Origin of the sequence: Synechococcus sp. C9, assembly GCF_022984075.1 — a bacterium.
In the GTDB taxonomy this organism is placed as follows: domain Bacteria; phylum Cyanobacteriota; class Cyanobacteriia; order Gloeomargaritales; family Gloeomargaritaceae; genus Gloeomargarita.
This window is the reverse complement of the sequence record NZ_JALAAD010000001.1, coordinates 1,733,189-1,758,647: the sequence shown is the minus strand read 5'-3', so window position 1 is coordinate 1,758,647 and position 25,459 is coordinate 1,733,189. Positions and strand designations below refer to the sequence as shown.

General features: G+C 49.8%; 20 protein-coding genes and 2 pseudogenes. 12 read left to right on the top strand and 10 right to left on the bottom strand.

The features are described 5' to 3' along the window. Position 1: 1 nt before the first annotated feature. Positions 2-469, bottom strand: a complete 468-nt coding sequence (tadA, locus tag MLD66_RS08640) for a tRNA adenosine(34) deaminase TadA (RefSeq protein ID WP_339396950.1) — start codon at positions 467-469, stop codon at positions 2-4. Further along, positions 470-1,585, bottom strand: coding sequence for a transaldolase (gene tal / locus MLD66_RS08635; RefSeq protein ID WP_247216981.1), 1,116 nt, complete (start codon positions 1,583-1,585; stop codon positions 470-472). 154 nt (positions 1,586-1,739) lie between these two features. Between tal and MLD66_RS08630 the strand changes: the two genes are divergently transcribed. The 7 genes and pseudogenes from MLD66_RS08630 to MLD66_RS08600 all read left to right on the top strand — a co-directional run bounded on the left by MLD66_RS08630 (position 1,740) and on the right by MLD66_RS08600 (position 8,285). After that, complete coding sequence (locus MLD66_RS08630) at positions 1,740-1,886, top strand: metallothionein (RefSeq protein WP_247216979.1); 147 nt, start codon at positions 1,740-1,742, stop codon at positions 1,884-1,886. Between the two features lie 54 nt (positions 1,887-1,940). Beyond that, entirely contained in the window at positions 1,941-4,115 is a 2,175-nt protein-coding gene (locus MLD66_RS08625) for a heavy metal translocating P-type ATPase (RefSeq protein WP_247216977.1), read from the top strand. A gap of 45 nt (positions 4,116-4,160) precedes the next feature. Then, the gene (locus MLD66_RS08620; protein ID WP_247216975.1) at positions 4,161-5,027 is read left to right on the top strand and encodes a serine/threonine-protein kinase; all 867 of its coding nucleotides are present in this window, start codon (positions 4,161-4,163) and stop codon (positions 5,025-5,027) included. A 61-nt stretch (positions 5,028-5,088) separates the two neighbouring features. Further along, the gene (locus tag MLD66_RS08615) at positions 5,089-5,238 is read left to right on the top strand and encodes a hypothetical protein (RefSeq protein ID WP_247216974.1); all 150 of its coding nucleotides are present in this window, start codon (positions 5,089-5,091) and stop codon (positions 5,236-5,238) included. A 97-nt stretch (positions 5,239-5,335) separates the two neighbouring features. Further along, positions 5,336-6,031, top strand: a complete 696-nt coding sequence (locus MLD66_RS08610; RefSeq protein ID WP_247216972.1) for an ROK family protein — start codon at positions 5,336-5,338, stop codon at positions 6,029-6,031. 41 nt (positions 6,032-6,072) lie between these two features. Then, positions 6,073-6,855 carry an ATP-binding cassette domain-containing protein gene (locus MLD66_RS08605; protein ID WP_247216970.1) on the top strand — a complete coding sequence of 261 codons (783 nt, stop codon included), beginning with the start codon at positions 6,073-6,075 and terminating at the stop codon, positions 6,853-6,855. Positions 6,856-7,438: 583 nt separating this feature from the next. Continuing rightward, positions 7,439-8,285 (top strand): annotated as a pseudogene (locus tag MLD66_RS08600) (IS630 family transposase). A gap of 619 nt (positions 8,286-8,904) precedes the next feature. Here MLD66_RS08600 and MLD66_RS08595 read toward each other — a convergent pair. Further along, positions 8,905-9,321 carry a DUF2996 domain-containing protein gene (locus MLD66_RS08595; RefSeq protein ID WP_247216967.1) on the bottom strand — a complete coding sequence of 139 codons (417 nt, stop codon included), beginning with the start codon at positions 9,319-9,321 and terminating at the stop codon, positions 8,905-8,907. 2 nt (positions 9,322-9,323) lie between these two features. Beyond that, on the bottom strand, positions 9,324-9,599 hold the full coding sequence (locus tag MLD66_RS08590; protein ID WP_247216965.1) for a MoaD/ThiS family protein: 276 nt from the start codon (positions 9,597-9,599) through the stop codon (positions 9,324-9,326). Positions 9,600-9,725: 126 nt separating this feature from the next. Here MLD66_RS08590 and sixA point away from each other — a divergent pair, with 126 nt between their 5' ends. Both sixA and MLD66_RS08580 read left to right on the top strand, forming a co-directional pair. Then, positions 9,726-10,220: a phosphohistidine phosphatase SixA gene (sixA, locus tag MLD66_RS08585; protein WP_247216963.1), complete on the top strand. Its 495-nt coding sequence runs from the start codon at positions 9,726-9,728 to the stop codon at positions 10,218-10,220. Positions 10,221-10,222: 2 nt separating this feature from the next. Further along, the gene (locus tag MLD66_RS08580; RefSeq protein ID WP_247216962.1) at positions 10,223-11,524 is read left to right on the top strand and encodes a cobyrinate a,c-diamide synthase; all 1,302 of its coding nucleotides are present in this window, start codon (positions 10,223-10,225) and stop codon (positions 11,522-11,524) included. Here MLD66_RS08580 and MLD66_RS08575 read toward each other — a convergent pair. After that, positions 11,486-12,739 carry a competence/damage-inducible protein A gene (locus MLD66_RS08575; protein WP_247216960.1) on the bottom strand — a complete coding sequence of 418 codons (1,254 nt, stop codon included), beginning with the start codon at positions 12,737-12,739 and terminating at the stop codon, positions 11,486-11,488. The two genes, MLD66_RS08580 and MLD66_RS08575, sit on opposite strands and share 39 nt — an antisense overlap. Positions 12,740-12,789: 50 nt before the next feature. After that, positions 12,790-13,110 (bottom strand): MliC family protein, encoded by a 321-nt coding sequence (locus MLD66_RS08570; protein ID WP_247216958.1) that lies wholly within the window; start codon positions 13,108-13,110, stop codon positions 12,790-12,792. 342 nt (positions 13,111-13,452) lie between these two features. Between MLD66_RS08570 and MLD66_RS08565 the strand changes: the two genes are divergently transcribed. Together MLD66_RS08565 and cydB are read left to right on the top strand one after the other, a co-directional pair. Continuing rightward, on the top strand, positions 13,453-14,901 hold the full coding sequence (locus tag MLD66_RS08565; protein WP_247216956.1) for a cytochrome ubiquinol oxidase subunit I: 1,449 nt from the start codon (positions 13,453-13,455) through the stop codon (positions 14,899-14,901). A 37-nt stretch (positions 14,902-14,938) separates the two neighbouring features. Further along, complete coding sequence (gene cydB / locus MLD66_RS08560; RefSeq protein WP_247216954.1) at positions 14,939-15,955, top strand: cytochrome d ubiquinol oxidase subunit II; 1,017 nt, start codon at positions 14,939-14,941, stop codon at positions 15,953-15,955. A 71-nt stretch (positions 15,956-16,026) separates the two neighbouring features. Here cydB and MLD66_RS08555 read toward each other — a convergent pair whose 3' ends face one another. Next, on the bottom strand, positions 16,027-16,500 hold the full coding sequence (locus MLD66_RS08555; protein WP_247216952.1) for a zinc ribbon domain-containing protein: 474 nt from the start codon (positions 16,498-16,500) through the stop codon (positions 16,027-16,029). 486 nt (positions 16,501-16,986) lie between these two features. Here MLD66_RS08555 and MLD66_RS08550 point away from each other — a divergent pair. Then, positions 16,987-17,115, top strand: a pseudogene (locus MLD66_RS08550) (IS5/IS1182 family transposase); the annotation flags it as partial. A gap of 248 nt (positions 17,116-17,363) precedes the next feature. On the opposite strand, the gene MLD66_RS08545 reads toward MLD66_RS08550, so the two are convergent. From MLD66_RS08545 to MLD66_RS08535, 3 genes are all read right to left on the bottom strand, one after another. Further along, entirely contained in the window at positions 17,364-18,218 is an 855-nt protein-coding gene (locus MLD66_RS08545; protein WP_247216950.1) for a DUF6544 family protein, read from the bottom strand. Positions 18,219-18,352: 134 nt separating this feature from the next. Next, a complete protein-coding gene (locus MLD66_RS08540) occupies positions 18,353-24,085 on the bottom strand; it encodes a DEAD/DEAH box helicase (RefSeq protein ID WP_247216949.1) in 5,733 nt (1,910 codons plus the stop codon). After that, positions 24,073-25,458: a hypothetical protein gene (locus tag MLD66_RS08535; protein WP_247216947.1), complete on the bottom strand. Its 1,386-nt coding sequence runs from the start codon at positions 25,456-25,458 to the stop codon at positions 24,073-24,075. The genes MLD66_RS08540 and MLD66_RS08535 overlap by 13 nt, the downstream gene beginning before the upstream one ends. Between the last annotated feature and the right edge of the window lies 1 nt (position 25,459).

Genomic DNA, 25,459 nt, shown 5'->3' with positions numbered 1-25,459 from the left:
GCTAGGGGCTGTGCCGCCGCTGGCGAAACCAATTTTGTAAAAGTTCTCGACATTCCTCGCCAAGAATGCCACTCGTCACTGGGAAGCGATGGTTGGAAGCCGGACTGGTGGGAATCTGAATCACACTGGCGATGGCTCCCGCTTTCGGGTCACTGGCACCATACACCAGGGCACCAATCCGAGCATTCACCAGGGCCCCCGCACACATGGGACAGGGTTCCAAGGTGACATACAAGGTACATTCGGTGAGGTACCAGGTTCCCAGGGCCATGCCCGCCTGCCGCAGAGCCAAAATCTCCGCATGGGCGGTGGGGTCATGGGTGCGCTGGCGTTGATTTTCCGCTTGGGCGATACATTGCCCCTGCCCATTGACAATTACCGCACCAACGGGGACATCCCCGGCTTGCCCCGCCCGCTCCGCCAAGGCCAGAGCCAACCGCATCCAGTCTGTGTGGCTGGCCGGAGTCACCTAAGCGGGGGTGAGTTGCGCCACCTTATCGCTGAGGGAACGCATCAAAGCGGTAAAGGGGTCAATGAATTTTTGAATCCCCTCCGCCAGCAATTCCGCCATCACTTGGTCCAGGTCAATTCCCAGGGCCTGCACCTGGGCCAGCACCTGCTCCGCCTGGTCAAACCCATCCCGCAGATGGTCGCTGATGTGGCAATGGTCGGCACACGCCTCGATGGTCTCCGGGGGCAGGGTGTTCACCGTGTTGGCACCCACCAGTTCCTCCACGTACATCACATCGCTGTACTGGGGGTTTTTGGTGCTGGTACTCGCCCACAGCAGGCGTTGCACCTTGGCTCCCTGGGCGGCGAGGGCTTGCCAGCGGGGGTCTTGGAGAATTTCTTGGAACCGCTCGTAGGCCACCTTGGCATTGGCAATGGCCACTTTCCCCAACAACGCCTTGGCCGCATCGGTGCCGATGTCCATGAGGAGCTTGTCCACCTTGCTGTCAATCCGGCTCAGGAAAAAGCTGGCGACGGAGGCAATCCGGTCAATGGGTTCCCCCTTGGCGACCCGTGCCTCTAGCCCCCGGATGTACGCCCAGGCGGTGTCCACATAGCTTTGCACACTGAACAGCAGGGTGATATTCACATTAATCCCGGCGGCGATCACCTGCTCCACAGCGGCCAGACCCTCCGGGGTGCCCGGAATTTTGATCATCACGTTGGGACGGTTGATGGCCTCGGCATACCGCAGGGCTTCCCGCACCGTTCCGGCCGTGTCCCGCGCCAATTCCGGGGCGACTTCCAAACTCACATACCCATCTAACCCTTGGGTGGCATCATAAATGGGCCGAAAAATATCGCAGGCATCCTGAATGTCCTTGAAGACCAGGGATTCGTAAATCTGGGGCACGGACAAACCCGCCTTGGCACCGGCAATAATGTCCGCATCGTAAATGGCATTCCCGGCAATGGCTTTTTCAAAAATGGCCGGGTTGGAGGTAATCCCACAAATGCCCCGGGTGCTGATCAACCGCTGTAATTCACCGGAGACGATCAAATTCCGGCTCAAATTGTCCATCCAAATGCTCTGGCCGTACTGGGGAATCTCTAACAGGGGATTGGGCGCATTCATACATTTCCCTCCTGGGCAGACTGTAACCCTATTGTCCCCAAGCCCTTGGCTATCCCCCCCAGACTTAAGACCAACTATAGGTTTCCCCCACCCCTTGACACATGAATAAATGTTCATATATGATTGGGTTATTCGGTTTTATGGAGGTTCGGTGATGGTGAAATGTGATTGTGAGCGGTGCGTTTGCCAAGTTGATCCGGCGACGGCGCTGCGGGTGGGGGACAAGGTGTATTGCAGTGAGGCCTGTGCCCAGGGGCATCCCCAGGGGCCGGGTTGTGGGCATGAGGGTTGTCCCTGTTAGATAGATCGGGAACCGGGGTGATAGGCTAGGGGTAATTGTTTTGGGGATGAATGGATGTCCTTGGCCGTTGCTCCGGTTCCTCGGGTCGTCTATCGGGTAGTGCATGAGGTGCCGGGGCGGGTGCGGGTGCGGGTGCCCTTGCTGGCGGTTGACCCGGCCTATCGGGAATATTTGCTTTGGTTGTTGGAGCGGGTGCCGGGGGTGGTGGGACTGCGGTGTTCCACCTGGGCGGCCTGTGTGGTGGTGGAGGGCGGGGAACGGCAGGCGGTGCTGGCTTGCATCAGGGAGGCGGCGCAGGCGTGTGGGGAGGAGGATGGGGCTTGGGGAGCGGATGCGCTAGAGAATTGGACGGAACAATTTGGTTGGCCGTTGTTGGCTTTGGGGTTGGGGATAGCGACAACGGGGTTCCAGGTGCCGATTCCGGCTTGGTTGATGGCGGGGGTGGTGTTGTGGGCGGCGAGACCGGTATTTATTTCCAGTTGGCACGCCCTGAGCCATGAGCGTAAGTTAAACCTGGATGTTTTGGATAGTCTGTGGACGGTGATCCATGCCTTGGAGGGGCAGTATGTGCCGCCTACCTTGCAGTTGACGATTGGGGAGGCAACGGAGCTGGTACGGGATGCGACAGCACGGCAAACCAGTCGCCGCCATGCGGTGTTGATGGATGTGTCATCAGTACAGGTGCGGGTGGAACGCCAGGGGGAGGAGATGCTGGTGCCCTTGGTGAGGGTGGAACAGGGGGATGTGGTGGTGTTGACCTACGGGGAGCGGATTCCGGTGGATGGCACGGTGGTACGGGGGGAAGGCTTGGTGGACAACCAAAATCTCAGCGGGGAGGTGCGTTTACAGCCCTGCCAACCGGGAACCCGGGTGTATGCGTCGGGGTTGGTGGTGCGGGGGCAATTGTGGGTGCGGGCGGAGGAAACGGGCAAGGATACGCGCATGGGTCAGGCTTTGGAGCTTTTGCAGGCGGCTCCAGAACCGGATTCGCGGGTGTCGGACTATGCGGAGCGGGTGGGGGAATGGACGATTACACCGATTCTTTTTCTCAGTGGGGTATTGTTTGTCCTGACGGGGAACTGGCACCAAGCCCTGGCACTGTTGCAGTTGGACTTCGGCACGGGGGTCAAGTTGGCTTCGGCGACGGCGATTTTGACAGCGGTACGGCAGGCGGCGCAGTACGGTTTGTATATCCGTTCCGGGCGGGCGTTGGAAATGCTGGCGCAGGTAGATGGCATCGTCTTTGACAAAACCGGTACGCTCACCCAGGGGCAGGCGCAGGTGTTTGATGTGTTCCTGATCGATCCGGAGACCGACACGTTTACCCTGCTGGAGTTGGCAACCGCATTGTGCAAGGCTTCGCTCCATCCGGCTTCCCTGGCGATTGTGCAGTACGGGGAGGATTTTGGCATTGAACCGGCGGCGGTGGGCACGGTGGAGGTGTTGCCGGGGCAGGGGATGCGGGCGACCTTGGGGGAGGCGGTGGTGCGGGTTGGCAGTGGTCGGTGGTTGCGGGAGGAGGGAATTGATACGGAAATAGTCCACCAGATGTACCCCCACCTGCGGGAAGCGGGCTATTCTCGGGTCTATGTGGCTCGGGGGGAACGGCTGTTGGGGGTGGTGGCGTTGACCAATCCCCTGCGTCCCGAAGCCGAATTGGCCGTGCAAGCCTTGCAGGACATGGGACTGACTGCCTATGTGTTAACCGGGGATTTGCTCCCAGCCGCCCAGATCACCGCCGAACGCCTGGGGATTCCCCCGGAGCGGGTGTATGCGGAACTGTTGCCTGACCAGAAGGTGGAAGTCCTCAAGCAATTTGAACACCAGGGGCAACGGGTGGCCTATGTGGGGGAGGGGATCAACGATGCCCCTGTTTTGGCCTATGCCAGCGTTTCTATCGCACTCCAGGGGGGGACTGCTCTGGCTACCGATACGGCGGATGTGATCTTGACCCAGGATGACCTGCGGAGTTTGGTCTATGGCATTCAGATCGCCCGGGAAACCATGACGGTGATTTATCAAAACCTGGGGCTGGTGGTGGTGCCCAACCTGAGTATTGTGCTGGGGGGGGTGTTTTTCGCCCTTGACCCGGTGCTGGCGGTGATGATCAACAGCAGTGCCATTCTCCTGGCGGAACTCAACAGCCTGCGACCAACGGTGCCCACCCTGCCCACCCTAGCCACCACGGTCAAACCCCGGGCGGGACATACCACGATTTTATTTGCTTGACCTGCATATCCCGTTAAACTGAATCAGGAACCCCGTGTTTAACCCATGAGCAAATTACTCAACAACCGCTACCAGATGACCGCTCCCTTGGGGAAAGGGGGATTTGGGATCACGTTCATGGCTGAGGATACGTTCCTCCCCTCCCGCCGTCCCTGTGTGATCAAGCAGTTGCGCCCCGCCACCCAAAATCCCGAAGTATATGAACAAATAAAACGCCGGTTTGAACGGGAAGCGGCTATTTTGGAGGATTTGAGCAATGGGACGAATTTCATTCCCAAACTCTACGCTTATTTCACCGAGGAGAATAAATTTTATCTAGTGCAAGAACTCATTGAGGGGATTAATTTAGAACAGAAGGTACAACGGGAAGGGATATTACCCCCTTCGGAGGTGGTGCAGATTTTGATTGATGTATTAGGAATTTTGCAATATATCCATAAAAAAGGTATCATTCACCGGGATATAAAACCGCCGAATATCATGCTACGTAAGGCAGATAATAAGCCAGTTTTAATTGATTTTGGGGCGGTGAAAGAAGTCTTGGGGCATGGCACCAGTGCGGCGAGTATGGTGATTGGTTCCCTAGGGTATATGCCGATGGAGCAAGGGATGGGGCGACCGATTTTTAGCAGTGATTTGTATAGCTTGGCGATGACGGCTCTCTATCTTTTGAGCGGCAAAGAACCCCAGGAGTTCAATTCCGACCCCCAAAGTGGCAAAATTCTCTGGCGGGATCAGTTTCCCGATTTGCCCAGTAGTTTGGTGGAGACGTTGGACAAGGCTTTAGAACCCTATCCTAAGGATCGGTTTGCCTCGGCGGAAGCCATGCTCAGGGGGTTGGGGGATTTGCAATTGGATATGCTCACGGAGCAAATGAAACGGTTTCGTCGGCGGGGCACGCCACCAACCTAAAATAGCAAAATTTCTTTCCGTAAAAATCTCTGATAATCTAACAATATATGGGAATAACAAAGTGGTCAGAACCAAGTATGGGGCGGTGCCCTGTGACCCTTGGTGTTTTAAGTACAAAAAAATTCTAAGTATCAAATTTCTACTCATCATTCAAGTTAATTTAAGTGCGATTGTCATATCAGGGATGGGGGAACCGCATATTCTGAGTTAGATTCTGAATTATCAAAAAATCCCAGCGGTTAAAAATCAAGCTAAAATTAGCTCCCCATTCAAGGGATAATGATTTCATCCAAATACAGGAAAGTTTTATGTCTCCCTATACCCTCGCCATTGACATTGGGGGCAGTGGCATCAAAGCTCTAGTCTTGAATGCGGCAGGAGAGACAGTAACCCCCCGGGAACGGCAGGCAACCCCCCACCCGGCTCAACCGGAGCCTATGCTGGCGATTATCTGCGCTTTGGCTCAAGGCAAAACCTATGACCGGGTATCGGTAGGATTTCCGGGCGTAGTCTGCCAGGGTGTCACCATCACAGCCGCCAATCTGCATCCCGACTGGTTGGGGGTGAATCTGCAACACATCCTCCAGGAACGCTTGGGGGTGCCGGTGCGGGTGATTAACGATGCGGATATGCAGGGCTATGGTGCGATCCAAGGCACGGGGGTGGAATTGGTGATTACCCTGGGGACGGGGGTGGGTTCGGCTTTATTTACCCAGGGGCATTTGGTGCCCAATTTGGAATTGGGACATCATCCCTTTCGCAAAAACGCCACCTACGAAGAATGCCTTGGTCATATTGCCCTGAAGCGGGATGGGGTACGCAAATGGAACCAGCGGCTCGAAAAAGCCCTCGCCCAGTGGCAAGAATTGTTTCATTACGACCATCTTTACTTGGGTGGGGGTAACGCCAAACATATCAGTTTTGACCTCCCTCCCCAGGTGAAAACAGTGCCGAATGTGGCGGGTTTACTCGGCGGTATTGCCCTTTGGCGGGATGAACCCTAAGGGATTATAGTGTGTAACAATGCCCTCCCATTCACGCACCAATGCAACAACCGATCATTGAATTTCGGGATGTTTATAAGCAATTAGGTGGGCGAACGATCCTGGATGGGGTAAATTTTGCCATTTATCCGGGGGAAGCGGTGGGCATTATTGGACCTTCCGGTGCCGGGAAATCCACGACGTTGCGCCTGATTGCGGGGTTGCTGGCTCCCGATCGGGGGGAAGTCTGGGTGCAGGGCAAACCCCAGGTGCTGGTCGGGGAAGGGGGGGTGAGCAAAGCCCATATTGGCATGGTTTTTCAGGGTTCGGCGCTGTTTGATTCCCTGACGGTGGCGGAAAATGTGGGTTTTTTGCTCTCGGAACACAGCCATTTGCCCCCACAGCGGGTGCGGGATTTAGTGGAATTGAGTTTGGAACGGGTGGGATTAAAAGGCATTGGCGACCGGTATCCAGCGGAATTATCGGGGGGGATGCGGCGGCGGGTAGCCCTCGCCCGGGCGATTATTGAGGACCCGGACGCTGAACAGGATGACCTGGATATTTTGCTGTACGATGAACCAACAGCGGGCTTGGACCCGGTGGCTTCCCGGGTGATTGAGGACTTGATGCGGAGTTTACAAAAGGAAGTCCAACATTCCGCTACCTATGTGGTCGTCACCCACCAGGAAAGCACGATTCGCCGCACCACTGACCGGATTTTTTTGCTCTATAACGGCAAAATTCAATGGCAGGGAAGCACCCAGGAATTGGATACCACCGATGACCCCTACATCACCCAATTTATGAGCGGCAATCCCACTGGACCAATGGTGATGTTTGAGTAATCCTAACTCAGTATGGCTACGCCACGCTGTCGCTATGAGAACATGGGTCGCAGGGGCACCGCCCCGTTTTGGTTTTTATAGTCAAACAGGGTAAGGTTGTCCTAATATGGCAATCCTAAATGAGAATGGAACGAGGTGAGTATTTGTCTATTTTGTCTATTTTAGGGAAAGCAAATTTCTGATGACTTAAAGCAAAATTAAATAGCCATTTGACAGTGGAAAAAGATTGGAGTTGGTACCAAAAACTTCTCAAAAAATTCTTGCCATGTAACCACACATCTTCAACAGGGCTTTGCTCAGGACAATTTGGTGCAAGTAAAATACAGTCTATTTATCAATTAAAGGATATAAAAAGCCTCCATCATTCTCAAGGCTCAGAATAATTGACTCACGGCAAGTGGGGTTCAACTGTATCCCATAAGCACTTAAAAGACTGTACAAATCAACTCCCACTCATTTTCTGCTTTGCCTTGGTTTACTGAGACAAGAAATTCTTTTATAGTCATTTTTAATAAAAATGCAACATTTTATGAGAAGAGGGTGTAAGATAGAAGAGAAGTAGGAATTAAGGAGAAGAATCAGGATGTGTTACAGTCTGGATTTACGGAAAAAGGTGATAAGTTTCATTGAGAACGGGAATAGTATCACGAAAGCGGCGCGAATCTTCGGCATCAACCGAGCAACCGTGTACCGGTGGCTAGACAGACCCAATCTGGAGCGCACGAGAGTAGTGAGAAGGAAGAGGAAAATCGATATTGCCAGACTGAATCAAGATGTGGAGAAATACCCCGATAAGACTCTTCAGCAAAGAGCACAAGAGTTTGGGGTAGTGCCAAGCTCAATATATTATCAATTGAAGCGGCTAAATATCACGAGAAAAAAAACAGTTTCGCTATCGAGAAAGAAATCATTCCGATAGAATATTACACTACCGGACATTGAGAGAATTAATCAAGAAGTATGGGATAGAAAGTCTGCTATTTATTGATGAGACGGGCTTTGAGAGGTTCGTCAGTCTGATTTATGGTTGGGCTAAACGGGGAAAAAAGATTTATGGAGAGCGTCAGGGACGGCGGTATAAACGAGAGAATCTCGTAGCGGGTCGGCGCAAACATAGCAAGGATTTAATTGCTCCCATGCTATTTGACGGCAGTTTAGATGCGGTGACTTTTGAGCGATGGTTAGAGGTGCATTTATTACCAGCATTGACGAGACTATCGGTGTTAATTTTGGACAACGCACCGATTCATCGTAAGAAACGCATTCGAGAATTAGTGGAAGCGGCGGGGCATATCGTATTATTTTTGCCAACTTATTCCCCAGACCTCAATGATATTGAGCATGACTTTAGCGCATTAAAAAAATTGAGGATGTACGCTCCCCCTGGCACCACCATTGATGAAGTCGTTCGTAATTATTGCACAAGTTAGTGTTGCATTCTAAATCGAAACGACTATACTTCTCAGGTACTTCATAAAGGCGATAGTACTTGCTCCATTCGCACCATCATATTCCCGGAGGATAAATTCTTTTGTCTGATATAGCAATCCTACTTGATTAGTGAACAGAAATTTCCCAGAACCAAGGACGGGGGCGGTGCCCCTGCGACCCCTATTCTATTCTCATTTAGGACTGCTATAGTTTAAAGCTCCAAAATAAGTTTGTCTATTTCGTTCGTTTACGATAGGAATTTCTATCCTAATATCTGACCACCCCCACACATAACCACAAACATCGCCCCAACACAAATGACACTCATCTAAAAATAGGAGTATTAATTGCTCTGGCTCGATTTCACGCTGATTGACTCGTATAAATTCTTGAATTTCTTCTGGTTTTTTTTACGACTTCTAGCTCGGTTTTGGGGTTTACTTTCTGAGACCTCTTCCAGGTAATTCCCGCTTCTGAAAACAAGTCATAATAACTTTGTTTGGATTGAGTAATCTACCTCTATCAATTCAAAGTTAGCGGTCGCAACGCCCTTGTTTCTGGGGAATATGGCATTGCCACGATGGGATTGATGATTGGTTCAAATAAATAGAGGTTCCCTTAATTCAAGACTAAAATCTTTTGAGCCGTGAGCCGTTGCACCGTGTAGAAAACAAGGAGTTCGAGGGTAATTTTCCGCTCGTCAATCATGAAGGATTCGAGGGTGCTGGGGGGGGCGCCGTAACTGCTGTAGGCGAAGGTTTTTAAGCCCTTCAAATCCCCCTGGGTAAAGGTGATGATAAATTCGTGTTGCCCTCCTGCCCAGGAACCCCGCACCTGATTGAGTTCCGGCACCCACACCAAACTCACGTCAGAGATATTGATATTCGCCAGGGCTTGGCGCAGAGCCGGGAAAAAATGTTCCTCGATAAAGGCGGGGAGGGGCTTGGCTTCAATCGGGGGAGCCTTGGCTGGGGGGGCTTTTTTCTCCGCCGCAGGCTTGGGGGCAGTTTCCGGTGCTGGGGTAGGGTCGGCCATGGTTAACCTCCGGCAATGGCGGGGACAATGCTGACTTCATCGCCGTCCCGCAAGGGGGTATCCCGCCCCTGGAGAAAACGAATATCTTCGCTATTGACAAAAACATTCACAAAGCGGCGAATTTGCCCGGATTCGTCACAGAGACGATTTTTCATGCCGGGCCATTGCTGCTCAAGGGACTCGACCAGTTGGGATACGGAATCCGCTTCGCATTCCACCATGTCCCGCTCCTGGGTCAATTTCTGGAGGGGGGTGGGAATCAATACCCGCACTGCCATTGCGTTTGCTCCTAAATTGTCTGCAATTATTCTACAGACCCTAGGGACACTATATCATAGGATGACGTAACTTTAATTTAACCTGTCTATCTGTCCCAAGTCCCAATCTGTCCGCCCTATGGAGCGATGAAACTGTATTTGATCCGTCATGGTTTGGCGCACGACCCCCAGCCGGAGCAACCGGATAGTCAACGGCTATTGACCAAGGAGGGGTACAAAAAAACCCGCCTGGTGGCGCAGAGGTTGGTGGCGTTGGGGGTGCAGGTGCAGGCGTTGTTGACCAGTCCCTATCTGCGGGCGAGCCAAACGGCGGTGATTTGCCATGAACAGGGGTTGGGCCCCACGCCGGTGATCCATGAGTCGCTCCAACCGGGGGGAAATTGGCAGGATTGGCTGACCTGGTGGCAGGAATGGCAAACCCAAGGGGGGGGCGCGGTGGCATTGGTCGGGCACCAACCGGATTTGAGCCACTGGGCGGAACGGCTGGTCTGGGGAGCGGTGCGGGAAAAATTGGCGCTGAAAAAAGCCGGGGTCATCCTGGTGGAATTGCCGGATCAGGGCGACCCGGTGGGGGCAGGGCAGTTGCTCTGGTTACTCCCGCCCAGGGTGTTGGTGGATTAGGCATGGGGCTGATTTTGGCGGGGGAACGGAGTGGGGCTGGCAAAACGACTATTACCTTAGCCTTACTGGCGACGCTGGTGGACTGGGGGGAACGGGTGCAATCCTTCAAGGTGGGGCCGGATTACCTTGACCCGCAGTGGCATCGCTGGGTGACGGGGCGGCCCTGTCCCAATTTGGATACGGTACTCACGTCGCCGGCATATGTGCGGGACTGTTATGCCTACTACACGCATGGGATGGCCTACGCCCTGGTGGAAGGGGTGATGGGGTTGTTTGACGGCCCCAATAGTACGGCAGAGGTGGCGAAGCTGTTGGGGTTGCCGGTGGTGTTGGTGGTGGATTGCGGGCGGTTGGCGGGTTCGGTGGCGGCCTTGGTGCATGGGTATGCCCGGTTTGACCCCCAGGTGCGGGTGGTGGGGGTGATTTTGAATCGGGTGGCGGGTGACCGGCACAGCGAACTCCTGCGGGCGGCGTTGGCTGGACTGGACATCCCGGTGGTGGGGGAATGTCGGCGGCAGGCGGAGTTGCACTACCCGGAACGGCATCTGGGCTTAATACCACCGGCGGAACGGGGGGATTTGCACCCATGGCGGCAAGGATTAACTACCCTGGGGCAGAGCAGTTTTGCCTGGGATGTCCTGCGGCCGTTATTACAGGTGCAGTCTCAGGGTCAGCCGGTTCCCCCCTGGTTGCCCCTGCGGGTGCCCCAACCCCTTACCATTGCCGTCGCCTGGGATGAGGCGTTTTGTTTTTATTACGATGACCACTTGGCTCTCCTGCGGTGCGCCGGGGTGGAATTGTACTTCTGGAGTCCTCTGCGGGATGGGCCTTTGCCACCGGAAGTGGGGGGGGTGATCCTGGGGGGCGGCTACCCGGAATTGTGGGCGGCCCACTTGAGTGAACGGCAAGAAATTTTACAGAACGTGCGCCAGCGGATCAGCCGGGGGTTGCCGGTCTATGCGGAATGTGGCGGGTTGATGGTTTTGGGCGAAACCTTAATTACCGCCGATGGCACCCCTTGGCCCCTGGTAGGGGCATTGCCGCTGGTGACCCGCATGACCCAACGGTTGACCCTGGGCTATCGGCAAGTTGTAGCGACCCAGGATACCTGTTTTGTTCAAAAAGGGCACACCCTCACCGGCCATGAATTTCACTATTCCCAGGTGGTGGGCGGCGAACCCCAGCCCCTCTATGCCCAGGCGCAGGTGCATGGCTCCTATATTCACTGCCATTGGGGGGGCCACCCGACCCAAGTGCAACGGTTTTTAGCCAGCGTCCAACAGGCGGCGGCGCAGGTGGTCTAGGGCTTGACAGGCACTCAAATGGCGAATCCATTCCCGGCCCCGCTCCGGGCTAAACCGATGTTCCCAAGCCGTCACCGTCCCCTCTGCCCCGGCTAACCCCACGTACACCAGCCCCACGGGTTTGGCCTCACTCCCCCCGCCCGGCCCGGCGATCCCCGTAATGCTCACGCCCCAGGTACTCCCCAACCGTTCCCGCACCCCTACCGCCATCGCCTGGGCCACCGCCGCACTCACCGCCCCCTGGCTGGCTAACAATTCCCCTGGCACACCCAATAACTTTTCCTTAACCGCATTGGCATAGCTCACCACCCCGCCCTGGAAATAGCGAGAACTGCCCGGCACCGCCGTGATCATCGCCCCCAGCAACCCCCCCGTACAGGATTCGGCCACCCCCAGGGTTTCCCCCCGCCGTTGCAACCCCTGCCCCACCACCCTGGCCAGGGAATCCTCATCCGCCCCGTAGCAATCCGCCCCCGTCCTGGCTCGCAATTGCGCTTCCACTGGAGCAATCAACGCCAGTGCCGCTTCCCGATCCGTCGCCCGAGCCGTGACCCGCAGGCGGGTTTCCCCCTTGCCCGCATAGGGAGCCACCGTGGGATTGGTCAGGGCAAAAAACTCCTGCACCTTTTGCGCCAACGCCGCCTCGGAAATCCCCCAAAACCGCAGATTCCGGCTGACAATCACCCCCGTCACCCACCCTTGCGCCCGCAGATAGGGCACCGCCGTTTCCCGCCACATGGCCTGCAACTCGCTCGGCACCCCCGGAAAAGTCAGGAAGGTCAGGTTGGGGCGGGGCGACCAAATCATCCCCGGTGCGGTACCCCTAGGGTTGGGAAGAACCGTAGCACCCTGGGGCAAAAGGGCTTGTTTGCGGTTATTTTCCGGCGTGGGTAACCCCCGGTGGGCATACTTAGCCTGAATGTCGGCAAAAATCTCCGGGTGTTCCACCAAGGGCGTTTGGAAATAACGGGCAATCGCCTCAGTCGTCAGGTCATCCGGGGTCGGCCCCAACCCACCCGTACAGAGAATCAATTGGGAACGCCGGGTCGCCTGGTCCAACACCTGATGGATGCGCTCGATATTGTCCCCCACCACCGTCTGGAAGTGATGGCTGATGCCCAAAATGGCCAATTCCTGCGCCAAAAACTGGGCATTGGTATTGGTAATTTCTCCGAGTAGCAATTCCGTACCAATCGCAATAATTTCCGCAGTCATCGGCGAGTTCCCAACAGCAGTGCTAATGTACCATGAGCCGGGGGCTGTCTTTAACTCTTGGCTTGACATTCCAGGGGAGTCATGCGCCCAATCGTGACCGTGAGGTCTTTGCCTTTGCCGCTAATGGTAGTACTTTTATTACTATTGCTGTACCGAAATCCCGAAGCCGCCCGTTCCTGTTGGAGTTCGATAGTTTCCCCGTTGCGGATCAGCATGGCCTTCTCTTGGTTCGGGAAAAAACGTACCGCTAGGGACTCACCGCCCGTACAGGTGAAGTCCACTTCAATTTCAGAAGCATTATTGTTAGCACTATTATTAACCGTGGTACATCCGACGACCCCCACTGCCATCACCAGCCACAACAGTTTCAAAACGTTGCCCTCCCAATAGTTTTAATTTACCTTAGCAGATTCTAGGGCACCTCTATATTATGAGTACCCAGTGAAGTTTATCAAACGGGCACTTAGATAGTATTCCTACTCACAATTCTCCGAAAAATTGATTCCCAAAATACATTTGCCCTAATTCTCAGACATATTTTTGCCTCAAATTATTGTTCATAATTATTATTCCTATCCCTTACCACCACACCAGGGTGAAGGGTAGCAATTCTTAACTATTTCCCAAACATCCTAAAGAAAATCTGCAATTTGCCCCATGTCCCCACGATCTACTTGGTATAACAGGGATGTTCCTTGAACACCTGAGCATTTATGCTGAATGTCCTATCGGATACGGTGACCCTTTCCCGTTTACAATTTGCCCTAACTGCCATTTTTCATATGCTTTGGCCGGTTTTGACCACGGGCATGGCCATTTATCTAGTGATTATGGAAGCCCTCTGGTTAAAAACCCGGAATATCACTTACTACCATCATGCTCGTTTCTGGACAAAACTATATGTGTTGAATTTTGGGATCGGGGTAGCGAGTGGCTTACCGATGGCCTTTCAATTTGGCTTGAATTGGGCACCCTTTTCCGAATCCGTGGGCGATTTTTTAGGAACCCTGCTAGGATTTGAGGGCACAATGGCTTTTATGTTGGAAGCCAGTTTTTTAGGGATTATGGTTTTTGGGTGGGAGCGGGTGCCGCCCTTAATTCATTTTATATCTACGATTTTGGTCGCCATTGGTGCCAATCTATCTACCTTTTGGATTTTGACAGCAAATTCTTGGTTACAAACCCCTGCGGGTGGCATTTTTGCCAATGGGAAATTCATCGTACAAGATTACTTCCAAGCCATTGCCAATCCCTTCATGCTCAACAGTTTCCTGCATATGTTTTTAGCGACTCTGGAAACCGCATTGTTTGTGATTGGGGGCATCAGTGCTTGGTATCTGCTCAAAAAACGGGAGACAGAATTTTTTGGCCGCTCATTCAAAGTAGCCTTGGTGGCTTTGATTGCTGTCGCTCCCCTGCAAATTTTCCTGGGGCATTTGAGTGCGGAGCAGGTCTATCATTACCAACCGACAAAGTTGGCGGCGATGGAAGCCCTATGGGAAACGGTTCCGGCGAATACTCCAGCGGATTGGAGTGTGTTGGCCTTGCCTAATAATCAGTTAGAAAAAAATACCTGGGAGTTAAAAGTTCCCGGGGTTCTAAGTTACTTACTGGAGCTAAAACCCACCCTTGATAGCCCTATTCAAGGTTTGAAGGAATGGGCACCCAATGACCGCCCGAAAATGGTGGGGATGGTGTATTATTCCTTCCGAATTATGATCGCTATTGGGATGTTTTTTGCCGCCTTGATGGGCATTACAGTTTTCCAATGGTGGCGGGGTAAATTAACTCCAGAAATGATCGAACAACACAAGTGGTTACTCCTGTCCTGGGTGTTTGCGGGGCCCTTGGGTTATATCGCTGTAGAATGCGGTTGGATCGTGCGATGTGTGGGTCGCCAACCCTGGATTGTTTATGGGGAATTACGCACGGTGGAATCCGCATCGAATTTACCCCCAGGAGTGATTTTATTCTCCCTATCGGGGTTGATGGTGATGTATGCCGTTTTCTTTGTGGTTACCCTATACTTTGGTAGGAAAATTATTGCGAAAGGTCCCAATTTAACCCTGCCTGCGCCCCGCACTGTGGTACAACCCACCCTGGTTACGGAACCGGCTCAGCATATCCCGGATCAGCGGCCTGTGGAAGCGAGCCAATCCTAGTATTTGATCTGCCTATTACCTGCACGAAGGAGTTTGTATGCAACCGTTAGAACCCCTGCAACATTTTCTGCCCCAAGTCTGGTTTTTTATCCTCGGCCTTTTCCTGTTTTTGTATGTCTTGCTGGATGGATTTGACCTAGGGGTAGGGATTCTCTCTTTGACTGCTGGGGGGGAAGAACGTCGCAGTATTTTGATGACCAGTTTAGGGAATGTGTGGGACGCAAATGAAACCTGGTTGGTGCTGATGGGCGGTTCTTTATTTGGGGCGTTTCCATTAGCCTACGCTACGATTTTGAATGCCCTTTATTTACCCCTAGTGTTGATGGTGGTGGGATTGATTTTGCGGGCGGTTTCGTTTGAATTCCGGGAAAATGCGGAGAACAAAACCATTTGGAATCTCACGTTTGGTGCTGGGAGTTTTTTGGCCGCTCTGGGGCAGGGATTTGCTTTGGGGACGGTTTTTGAAGGGATTAAGGTGGATGAATTGGGTCACTTTGCGGGGGGTATTTGGGATTGGTTGACCTGGCATTCGGTGGTGGTGGCATTAACCTTAATTCAGGGTTATGTGTTAATTGGTTCTACCTATTTAATTTTGAAAACGACGGGGGAATTGCAGAAGACCCATTACCGCACGGCAACGATTGCGACGTGGACGACTTTAGCTGGGGCAGTTTTTATTACTGTCACCACGCCAATTCTCTGGGACCATGCCCGGGATTTACTGTTTAGCCCGCCTTTGGTGTATGTTTTTGCGGCGATTCCGGTGCTGGGTTTGACGTTGATTGTGGCTTTATTACGAAGCCTGAAACTGCGGCAGGAAAATGCTCCGATTATCTATACGTTTTTAATCTTTTCCCTGTCGTTTATTGGGTTAGGATTTCTGATTTTTCCTAACATTATTCCCCCCAGTGTAACGATCTATCAAGCGGCGGCGGCTCCTAGTTCCTTGGTGTTTATGTTGACGTTTGTGGGGTTTTTGATTCCGATTGTTTTGGGTTATAACATTTACAATTACATTGTTTTCCGGGGTAAAATTGTCGCCTACGGGGAATAACTGTGAATAAAAAAGTTACTTGGAACGAGAGTACAGGGATGCCCTCGCTCTGATCATTGGTTCTTTAAGGATCATCCCACCTGTCCCATTGCTTTTTGCACCCGTCTCTGAAAATCCTGCCGATCCGTGAGTTGCGGGTCCGTGTCAGTTAATTTCAGGGCTTTTTGTAAGTTAGTCATGGCTTCTGAATATTGCCCCCGCGCTTGTTGCATGAGGGCGATGTTGTAATAAATGGAAGCGTTACCAGGACGGAGTTGGCTCGCCTGTGTCATGACGGCAATGGCTTCCCCCGATTGTCCGGTGGTGTTGAGACAATGGGCGAGATAAAAATAGGCTAAAAATAGTTCAGGGTCATCGTTAATAATCTGGCGATAAAGTTTTATAGCCGCCCCATAATTACCATTTTGCCACGCCCCCATCGCTCCTGCCATCAGTGCATCCTGGTCGGCGGAAATGGGGATATAGGCATGATTGGGAGTCCCACAATAGGAACAGGTTTCATCTCGACGGGCGACCACGGCTCCACAGTTTTTACAGTTAATCATATCCGCCTCATAAAATCATAAGCATCATATCGCAATTGCAGGACATTTCTATAAAAAATAAATAATAAATGGCGTAGTGCTATCTTTGTAATGCTCAAAAAGAGTCACAGGGATTTTAGGGGGATGCGTTGTGTTGCATTCAAGGGAACCAACAAGGAGCCAGCGGGAACGCAACGTGGGATGATGGATTGCTCCAATGCCCATGAGATAAAGTTTTTTGGGAATTGCCCACTTTTAATTTGCCCAGAGAGTTAACGGCACTGACTTCGTTGGCGATCTATAGCAGTTCTAAATGAGAACGGAACAGGGGTCGCAGGGGCACCGCTCCCGTCCTTAGTTCTGGGAAATCTCTGTTCACTAATCAAGTAGGATTGCTATATTGTGTTATTTGTAATTATTGTATAATAACAAAAAATGAGAGTTTCACTTTACTAGGTTGTGTTGATCTTATGTAAAATAGAGAGAATTATTTATGGAGGGCAAAAAATGAGTGTTGTGGTTTTAGATGAAAATAAATGGCAGAAGATACTGGCTTTTTTACAGACAGAAGACAGAGTCAATATTGGGAAAGAAGCAGGATGTAAACGGTTTATTGAAGCAATTAAGGGCATCTCTATTTATTTGAGCCTACCCATAGCCTGCGTAGCGTAGCCATAAATTGCATCGTTGGCATACCCATATTACCCAGAACCAAGGGCGAGGGAACCGCTAATTTTGCATTGATAGAGGTGCCCTAAAGGACTTACAGATAAGGTTCAAACTACTACCCCAACCAAGGACTAGCGGGCTAACGGTGAAGTTGTGCGGCGGCGTAACGTCGTCCGTTGCAACCGGTTGCTAGGCAGGGATACAGCTTGGTTTAGTCATTGTGTGAACTCATAACTGAGTCTTGTGATGCCCCCACGCCAGTAGGGTTTCGGACCTTCGGGAAGAATCCATGCCACCTCGCCTTCAAGGGGAATGAGCATCCCGTCACGCAGTTTGTAGTTGCTCCATCGGCCTTCCCACGGTGTCGGAATCACCGCACCTGCTACGGTGCGTCCGCGCGCCTCGGCACGCATCGATGCAATTAAGCCGTCTTCATTGAAGCGGAACAGCATCGTCAGTGTAGTTTCGCCATCCTTCAGAGTTGCCTTGGCTGAGGCATCGTTCACTGGTTCCCATTGCACACCCTGGCTTGGCAACAGTGCCGTCGGATACCAAGCAGTTTCGGCAAAGAAGCGCATCAATTCACCCTGCGCAACCTCAGGCGTCCCGCGCAGATTCACCAAGGACACCAGTCCGAATAACGACGCATGAAGAATCCCTTCACCGGCAATATAGGCATCATGCACGCGCACCGTCAGACCCGGCATCATCGCGACGCGAGCTTCCCAGTCAAAGCCCGGCCGACGGGTGATGACTCGCTGAGTCGAGGTAAATGACCTCCATTGTTCTCCGGTTTCGCTCATGTTGAAAGTGCCAGTGTGCTCCACGCTGACGGCCAAGACCATAGGTTGTCCGTCCTTGAGTACGGCGCGAAAGTAACGCTGGACGGGCGCGGGCAATCCGTTCAATTCAGTAGAGTCGTATACTCTGGGTTCGATGGGGAGGCGTGCTGCCTCCAGCTTTTCATGCATTTCTCTCGTGGAAGATTGCCAGCGGCTAATGCCGTATAGGAGTGCAACGGTAATGATTACCAACAACCTGAGGATTACGAGTAGGATCATCTTCCACATTTCGTTGGTCTTTTCTGCTTAACGGTTGAATTCACCCGCCACTAGTAGTTTTTGGTAATGCTGAAAGTATAACTCCAAGTCGGGTGCAGTGATTTGTTATCTCTGATTATATTAACTGATTGACCAGCGTTCATCTAAACATAGTCTCCTGGTCGCCTCAACGCAATCAATGGATTAGCCACTTCAATCGTGTAATTTGGATATTGCTCTCTAGTGATCTCTACTGCCCTTTGCCACTCTGGATGACTATTTTGCCAAAGTGGGTGGCGCATAATTCTAATAACTCTATGTTCATTATTATTCCTAGAAGTTTTGACAAAACCAGTCAAACTGCCAAACTGAACGGGAGCGCCATAACCAAGTCGCTGAAAAACTCCAGAAATCGCACCAGTTACTAGACTTTGCCAAGGATTAGGGAAATTTCCCCAATTAGAGTGAAGGTCAATTGTAGCGGATGGGTCTTTGACCAAGCGAGCCATATCTAAAGCTAAGCGCCAGTCTAGGAGACCATGATAGGCAAGATTACGATAATCCCGCAAACAGTCATTACAAGAGGTATCGCAGTTTCTTCCATGAGCTTGGGGATTTAGCCAACGGTGGGCAATAGTCTGATCATTATCAATATCTGCTTGGGTCATAACCGCTTCAAACTGATCAGGATTAGCCAAAAAATTACAATAACCTGCTCCATTTTCCAGACTGTCGCACAGAAAACCTTCGCCAACAACCCTACCGTTTTGAGCCAGTGTACGAAATCCTGCTTGCAATTCCTGCGGGTCAACATCTAAATAGGCGGATGCAGTAATCCTTAACCAAAAAGCAAAGGAATACCAAGCCGCTCTCCCCTCCACCGTCATCGGGTCGGCAAATACACCCTCGCTCCATTGGGCAATGTTTATCAAGAGAATGTCGGTTTTACGGCGTGATAAGAGGGCAATCTTAAATGTCTGTCCTGATCCAGTAACACGAGAATTACTTCCATCAATAGAATCTGCAACTACATAAGCCCCTGATCTAAGATTACGATCCACTATGGCATTTTGAAAGTTAAACCCTCCTCTACCGCCATTATCATTGATAGAAATAATATGATCGCTCACGGACGAAACATTTGCATTCAAAACTGAGATTGGATGCCCAGCAGGAGAATTGATACTGATAGTGGGACGGGTAGAACGAGGTTGCCACTCAAACTGACCATCATAATCATCTGGTTTCAAATCCGTAAAAAATCCCTTTGGTTCTCTGGCATCTACACGCCTCATGGTTTGCTGATGACATACAGGACATTCAGTAGGTTGAGATTCACTGCCAAGTATAGGTTGCTCAGGTTGAAAGGGATAAACTACGGCTTGGCAATTACCGCACAAGCCTAGTACTTGGTTAGACTCTGGTAAAGCAGGTGAAAATCCAGGTCGAGAAAGGGTGTGATTCCCGTTATTGGCAGGAACTAAATCTACTACCCCACAAGCAGTATGCACTGCCCTATCTCTTACAGTTTGTGAACCTGGTGCAAACTGAGCGATCGCCACATCTAAATCACGATCAATCGCTCCTTGAGTTGATGACCACTTGGTGTAAAGCAAACGCACTCTGGTTGGAAAGCCAAACATTGGTAAATATCCTGCATTAGCCAATCTCTCGCTCAAAGTATCTTGAGTGTAGGTAGTATCCGCCACGATACAATCTATATCCACAATGAGATTATTGCGAAGATAAATTAGAAATCGGGAATCTTCTATACTTAAACTGGCTTCGATTTTCAGTGCATCCAAAATAGATATTATTTTTGACTCATTGGAAGTGTCCCGTAACCAAGTATCAACCTGATTCCTGTAACTATTCCAATCTGCAACGTTGCCAAACTCACCATGCACATTATCGGTTAGTTCCAAAGAGCTACTTATCCCAGTTTCTGCAAATGCCTGTCGCAAAACCTCTTTGATCAACACCCGCCTAAAAATCTCTTCACTACGCATATCCACATATGGCGGAGGAGGTGCATCACCTGTAATGCTCTCAGGACGCTGAAAATAGAAATCATCATGACTTCTACCTCTACAGAAAGTAACCGCCAGAGACACCCCTGCACCACGCCGTCCTGCCCGTCCTACTCGTTGTTGATAGTTAAACCTGCGGGGGGGCATATTGGACATCATCACCGCCAATAATGCGCCAATATCGACCCCAGCCTCCATTGTGGTCGTAACACTTAAAAGATCGATACCTTGTACTTTGGGGATTTCTTGATTGATGAATACATCCTGAAACCAGCGTTGGCGTTTTGGACGATCATCTTTATCCGTTTGTCCTGTCAGCTCCGCCGCATTCATCCGAAAAGGTTGACCCGATTGCTCGGAGAGATATGTATAATAATCAAAATCCGATCTGCTCTGACTGGATTCAAGTCTTATAATTGGCGCATTTTCACTCCTACCACTATTGCATTCAGGACAAATACCACCCGCAGGATGCAGGTAAAAAGCATTACATTGAGGGCAACGATAACCGAGGTGAGAGCCGTTGTTATTCAACGCAGGAGGAGGGGCAAGATAAAGTTTATCGGGGTCAAGAGCGATACTACTACTACTGGCTATACCCGCCTTAGAACCAATAAGTTGTTCTATAACATCATCTGCAGAAACATTAGCGATACGGTTGATATACCTTTCAGAATAGCTTGGTAAGTTTTGCCTATTGCCTATGTGGAAATAACTGGAGAATTTATGAAGTCGGCGGATACCTATTTGGCGAATGACAGCATCTACCACTTGAATCAGAACATCAGAGGGATTACCGATGGGCGAATAGCTAACCCACCCTTGACCAATATTTTCTAACACCCTAGCCACATGGATAAATATGGCATACATCATTTCATCGGCTAATTTTGCCTCTAAACGATCGAGGTGATTAGTTTGCTCAGGAGTGATGGGAGATACTGGAACTACTGAGGCTCCCCAGTTGTAACACTCAAACCAAGAATGCCATTCTCTTCCACTATTTTGCCCTACTGAATAGTTAAGAGCACTGAAATCTGTGCCACCTGGACAAATCCCATACTGCAGTAAAGAATCTCGCAGTTTGCGTCTTAAATCTAAAAGTGGTACTCGATTTGGGTAGCCTTGAAGCATTCTCAGCCACTCATCTCTAGCAGATTCATTGGCAGAAGGCTGGTTCATAGTCCACAAAAGTGCTTCTGTGGTGAGTGCAGGATAGGAATTAGCGAATTGATTACGCCGCTCCATCTCATTTGGAGAAATAGATGAATTAATATCAGTAACCAGTCGTAGATTGAGACTTCTTAATCTATCAATGGCATCTTGGGTTGTGCAAGTTTGCCGCACAAATGCTAATAAATCTCCCCAGTAGTCCTTAAAAGATTGAATTAGTAGTAATCGCACCATATCTCGGTAGTGGTCTCGCTCCATACCCGCCGCCAGTTTCGCCGCGTCTTGCCGACTATCAGAAAAGATAACCAATTTACGGGGAGAACGAATTTTATCAGGGTCAGGTGTAGGCATCTCTCTGAGTAAGCCCCCAGCAATTACCTGACACGCCTTCTGAAAACCTGTGCGGTGGGTACGCAATGGAGTTGGAAATATTTCTCGTCTGCCGTAGTCTGCATCACATCGGGGACATTTACTAGGAAATGCTGATGCTCCATCTGAGTTATTTCCTACTACTTGATATAGCCAACCTGCCACTTCATGCCCGTTTGGCTGTGTGTTAGTTTGGTTAAGCATTCCAGTTACATAATTCAGCTTGGATTTAATCCATCTTCGCCTAATACCATTGTGAGTCCATTCCATATCTTGAGGCTGGGTTTCCCAAGGTTGAGCATCATGAGGTAGGGGCCAAAAAATGCGGTAGTTCTCGAACTTTTGGCTCAGGATTACTCTATCGGGTATTCCCTCTAAGTCGGGTTGGTCAGGAGTTAGGATTTCTACAGTTGTATTGCCTACCTTTCTCGTCGCTTTATATCCACCTACAAAGACTTCTCCACAGACTTCGCAAACAATCAAATCCAAAACACGAGAACCACAAGAACAAGATAAGCTGTGACTACTATGCACTGCACCTACGGTTGGTTTATTTGTTTGACTATTTCGCAACTCTTGATCCACAGCAGGGTCGGTACAGTTAGGATTAGTACAAGCCCAGAGATTTTGCAGGTTGTGAAAGAATAAATGACCTCTCACGGGTTGGGGAGACCTCCCATTAGCCAACGTACTCATTCCCAAAGCTAATAAAAATCCCCGCATGGAATCAGAAATCAGTTGCTCAGGTTCTCTTGCATTAGGAAAAAGTTGGTCATCCAAATCTCTTACATCGGTAGCTCGAACACTACCATTAACCGCTTGACAGGCATCTCTAAGCGCATCTGACGCTTCTATGTCCTCCAAAGCATCCCCAAGTTGTCTGGACGGATTAGATTCCTCGTTCACAAGCCCTAAACTCTCAGCTAAAGTAGTCATGAATGGGCGAGATAATTCACGATCAGGGGGCTGCATGGGATGAAAAGGGTCAGGCTGAACTGAGCGGGCAAATTCGGCAAAGGCATTGCGGTGTTGATTGATAGTCAATCTTGCCCCAGCCCTAGGTGATGTTTGCGCTCCTGTAATAAAGCTAAAGTCCCCCCGCCCAAAAAACTGTCTCAGAAACTGATTTCCCGTTTGTCCTTCCTCTAAACTGGCTGTAGTGGTCAAAATTCTTAATTGGGGAGAATCAGCCGTTAAGCCGAGACGGTGATATAGCAATCTAAGAATGTAGGCAACTTCTGTCCCTGGTGTACCTCGATAGGCATGAAGTTCGTCAATGATAAGAAAGAATTTATTCTCTGGATCACTTTCCAACCATTTCTTTGTAGAGTCAAATATATTATTTTCAATACTTCGCATCATCATGATATTGAGCATTGAGTAGTTGGTAATTAAAATATCAGGCGGATGATCTTGCATATCCCAGCGCGATCGCATTTCAGCACCGTCTAATCTCGGAAAGTAAAATGGTAAGTCTGGTATTTCACTTAACAAGTCGGAATTATTTGAAATGCCATCCTGAAGGTTGCGATATTCCTGCTCCATTTCTTGCATGATAGTCTGTAACTCATTGAGCTTGACTGAGTTAGCTACTAGCTCACCCTTAGAATTGAGTCTAGTTTTCTTGCCAGCAATGGGAGTAAGACCTGTATAGCGCCCAAAGGTAATGCGATTTCCATTCCTATTTTGATCAAGCCATTGATGAACAGTGGGGCTATCTAAAACTTTGCGTAATCGGCGTAATTGGTCTTCTACTAGGGCATTTAGGGGATAGAGAATCAAAGCCCGCACAGCGGCAGGACGAGTTTCGTGGCTTCTTTGAGCAACCCAGTTTTTATTGGGATTTGCTGTCTCATCCCACCAGCGTTGAGTTGCAGATTGAGAATTGGGAACTGTCCAATTTTTAGAGTCTTTGGCTAACTGAGCTAGAAGAGGCAACAGAAAACATTCTGTTTTACCCGAACCTGTGCCTGTCGTAACGACAATATCTTTTTGATTGACGATCGCTTCTTGTAAACTTTGCCATTGATGTTGATAAAGCTGAATACTATCATCAAATAGAGCTTGTCCCAGTTGGGCTAAATCTTGATAATCGGTTGGTAAATTTCTCGTAGCCTCAGACAGGTTCCTCCCAGAGGAAGGATAAATCGGCACAGGCTCTACTAATGGCGGAATACTGAGAACTGGATTATGGGGATCACGAAGGAATTGCAATCGGCGATCGCGTTCTTCTGCTAGTGCAGGATAGCGTAAGGGGAAAGCACTCTTGATGTAGAGTTGATAAATGTGGTCAAGCCTCTGGTAAGTGCCAACTAGATCGTGCATGATAATCCTCCTTTGAAAGTTATGGGTTCTGAGATACTTAACTTCTGACAAATGGTAGTGGCAAGTTCTTCAGATACTCCTTGATAGATAAGTTTACCGTTTTCATAACTTGGTAGTAACCCTGACGACATAACAAGATGGGTTTCATAGGCTTCAGGCCATCTTTGTGAAAATGGGATTAATAACATTTTTGCCGATTCACTGTAAGACACACATAGATTTTCTTGTTTCATTTGGTAAATTGCCCAAAATCTTAATCCATACCAATCGCCCTGCACCCACTGATCTCTATCTTGGTCATAAAAAAAAGTGTATTGTGGATGCTTATTTTCATCTTGACGATAAAATTCATAAAAGCCTGTTTCTTTCTGGAAAGTACAATCAATAAAATCCTGTCCATTAAATCTCTTCAGCCTGAAGTTGTAGGGAAGAAGACCTTGAACTACTGATAAATTGTTGTACCAAGTAGCAATATCTGGAATATTTCTGACGGGAGTAAAGGTTATAGGGTATGCCTTCTCTTGCATTTTTTGAGTTAATGTTTCATAACTAATTTGACTGGGTAATCTAAAACGAATGCGGGGCGGGGCTTCTCCTCTAGGTTGATTACAAGTTTCCAGCAAACCAAAAGTTCTAAGAGTATCTAAGAACTTTACACTACGTTGACCATGCAAAATAAAAGTGCGATCATCATTTTCAGATTCAATTTTCTGTAATGAAGGAGGAGCAACTTGCCATTTAGAACCATTATCAGAGGTAGTAATGTGTCCCAACAGTTTGAGCCTTCTAATGATGCGCCTTGGCTCCTCCAACCCAAGTATTTCACAAGTTTTCTTGAATGACTCCCATGTGCCACTCCCCAAAGAAGACAACCAGTACAGAAAATGCTCATGGGTTTGGGATAGGCTATTTATTCTGTCTCGATCTATAGGTTGGGTTTGATTACTGTCGGATAAAGTCAGTGAACTTTCAGAAATAGTTCTAAGTTGTGCCCTGTAAGGAATTGGATTAGTGTAATCAGTTACATCGTGTGCATTACCAACCATAGACTTTATTTGCTCGAAAGTGAAATGGGTACACCCCTTTACTGCTGGTGTCCTGAAAAATCGTAGTCTAAATATATTTTCTACTTGGGGAGGAATTACACCTATTTGTTCACTCTCTATTGCAATAAAAAAATAGAAGACTTTATTTGACTTTGCTCCTTTTTCAATGCGTAATAGAGGTAAAAATTCTGCTAATACAAACTGTTGTATCTGCTTAGAAATCTGCTCAACTAATTCTCTTGGATTGCCTCTGTAAGAAAAACCTTTATACCATCGCTTTATTCTTGATCTACCTTCTACATTTCTTCGTGTTCTTCTGCCTTGCATT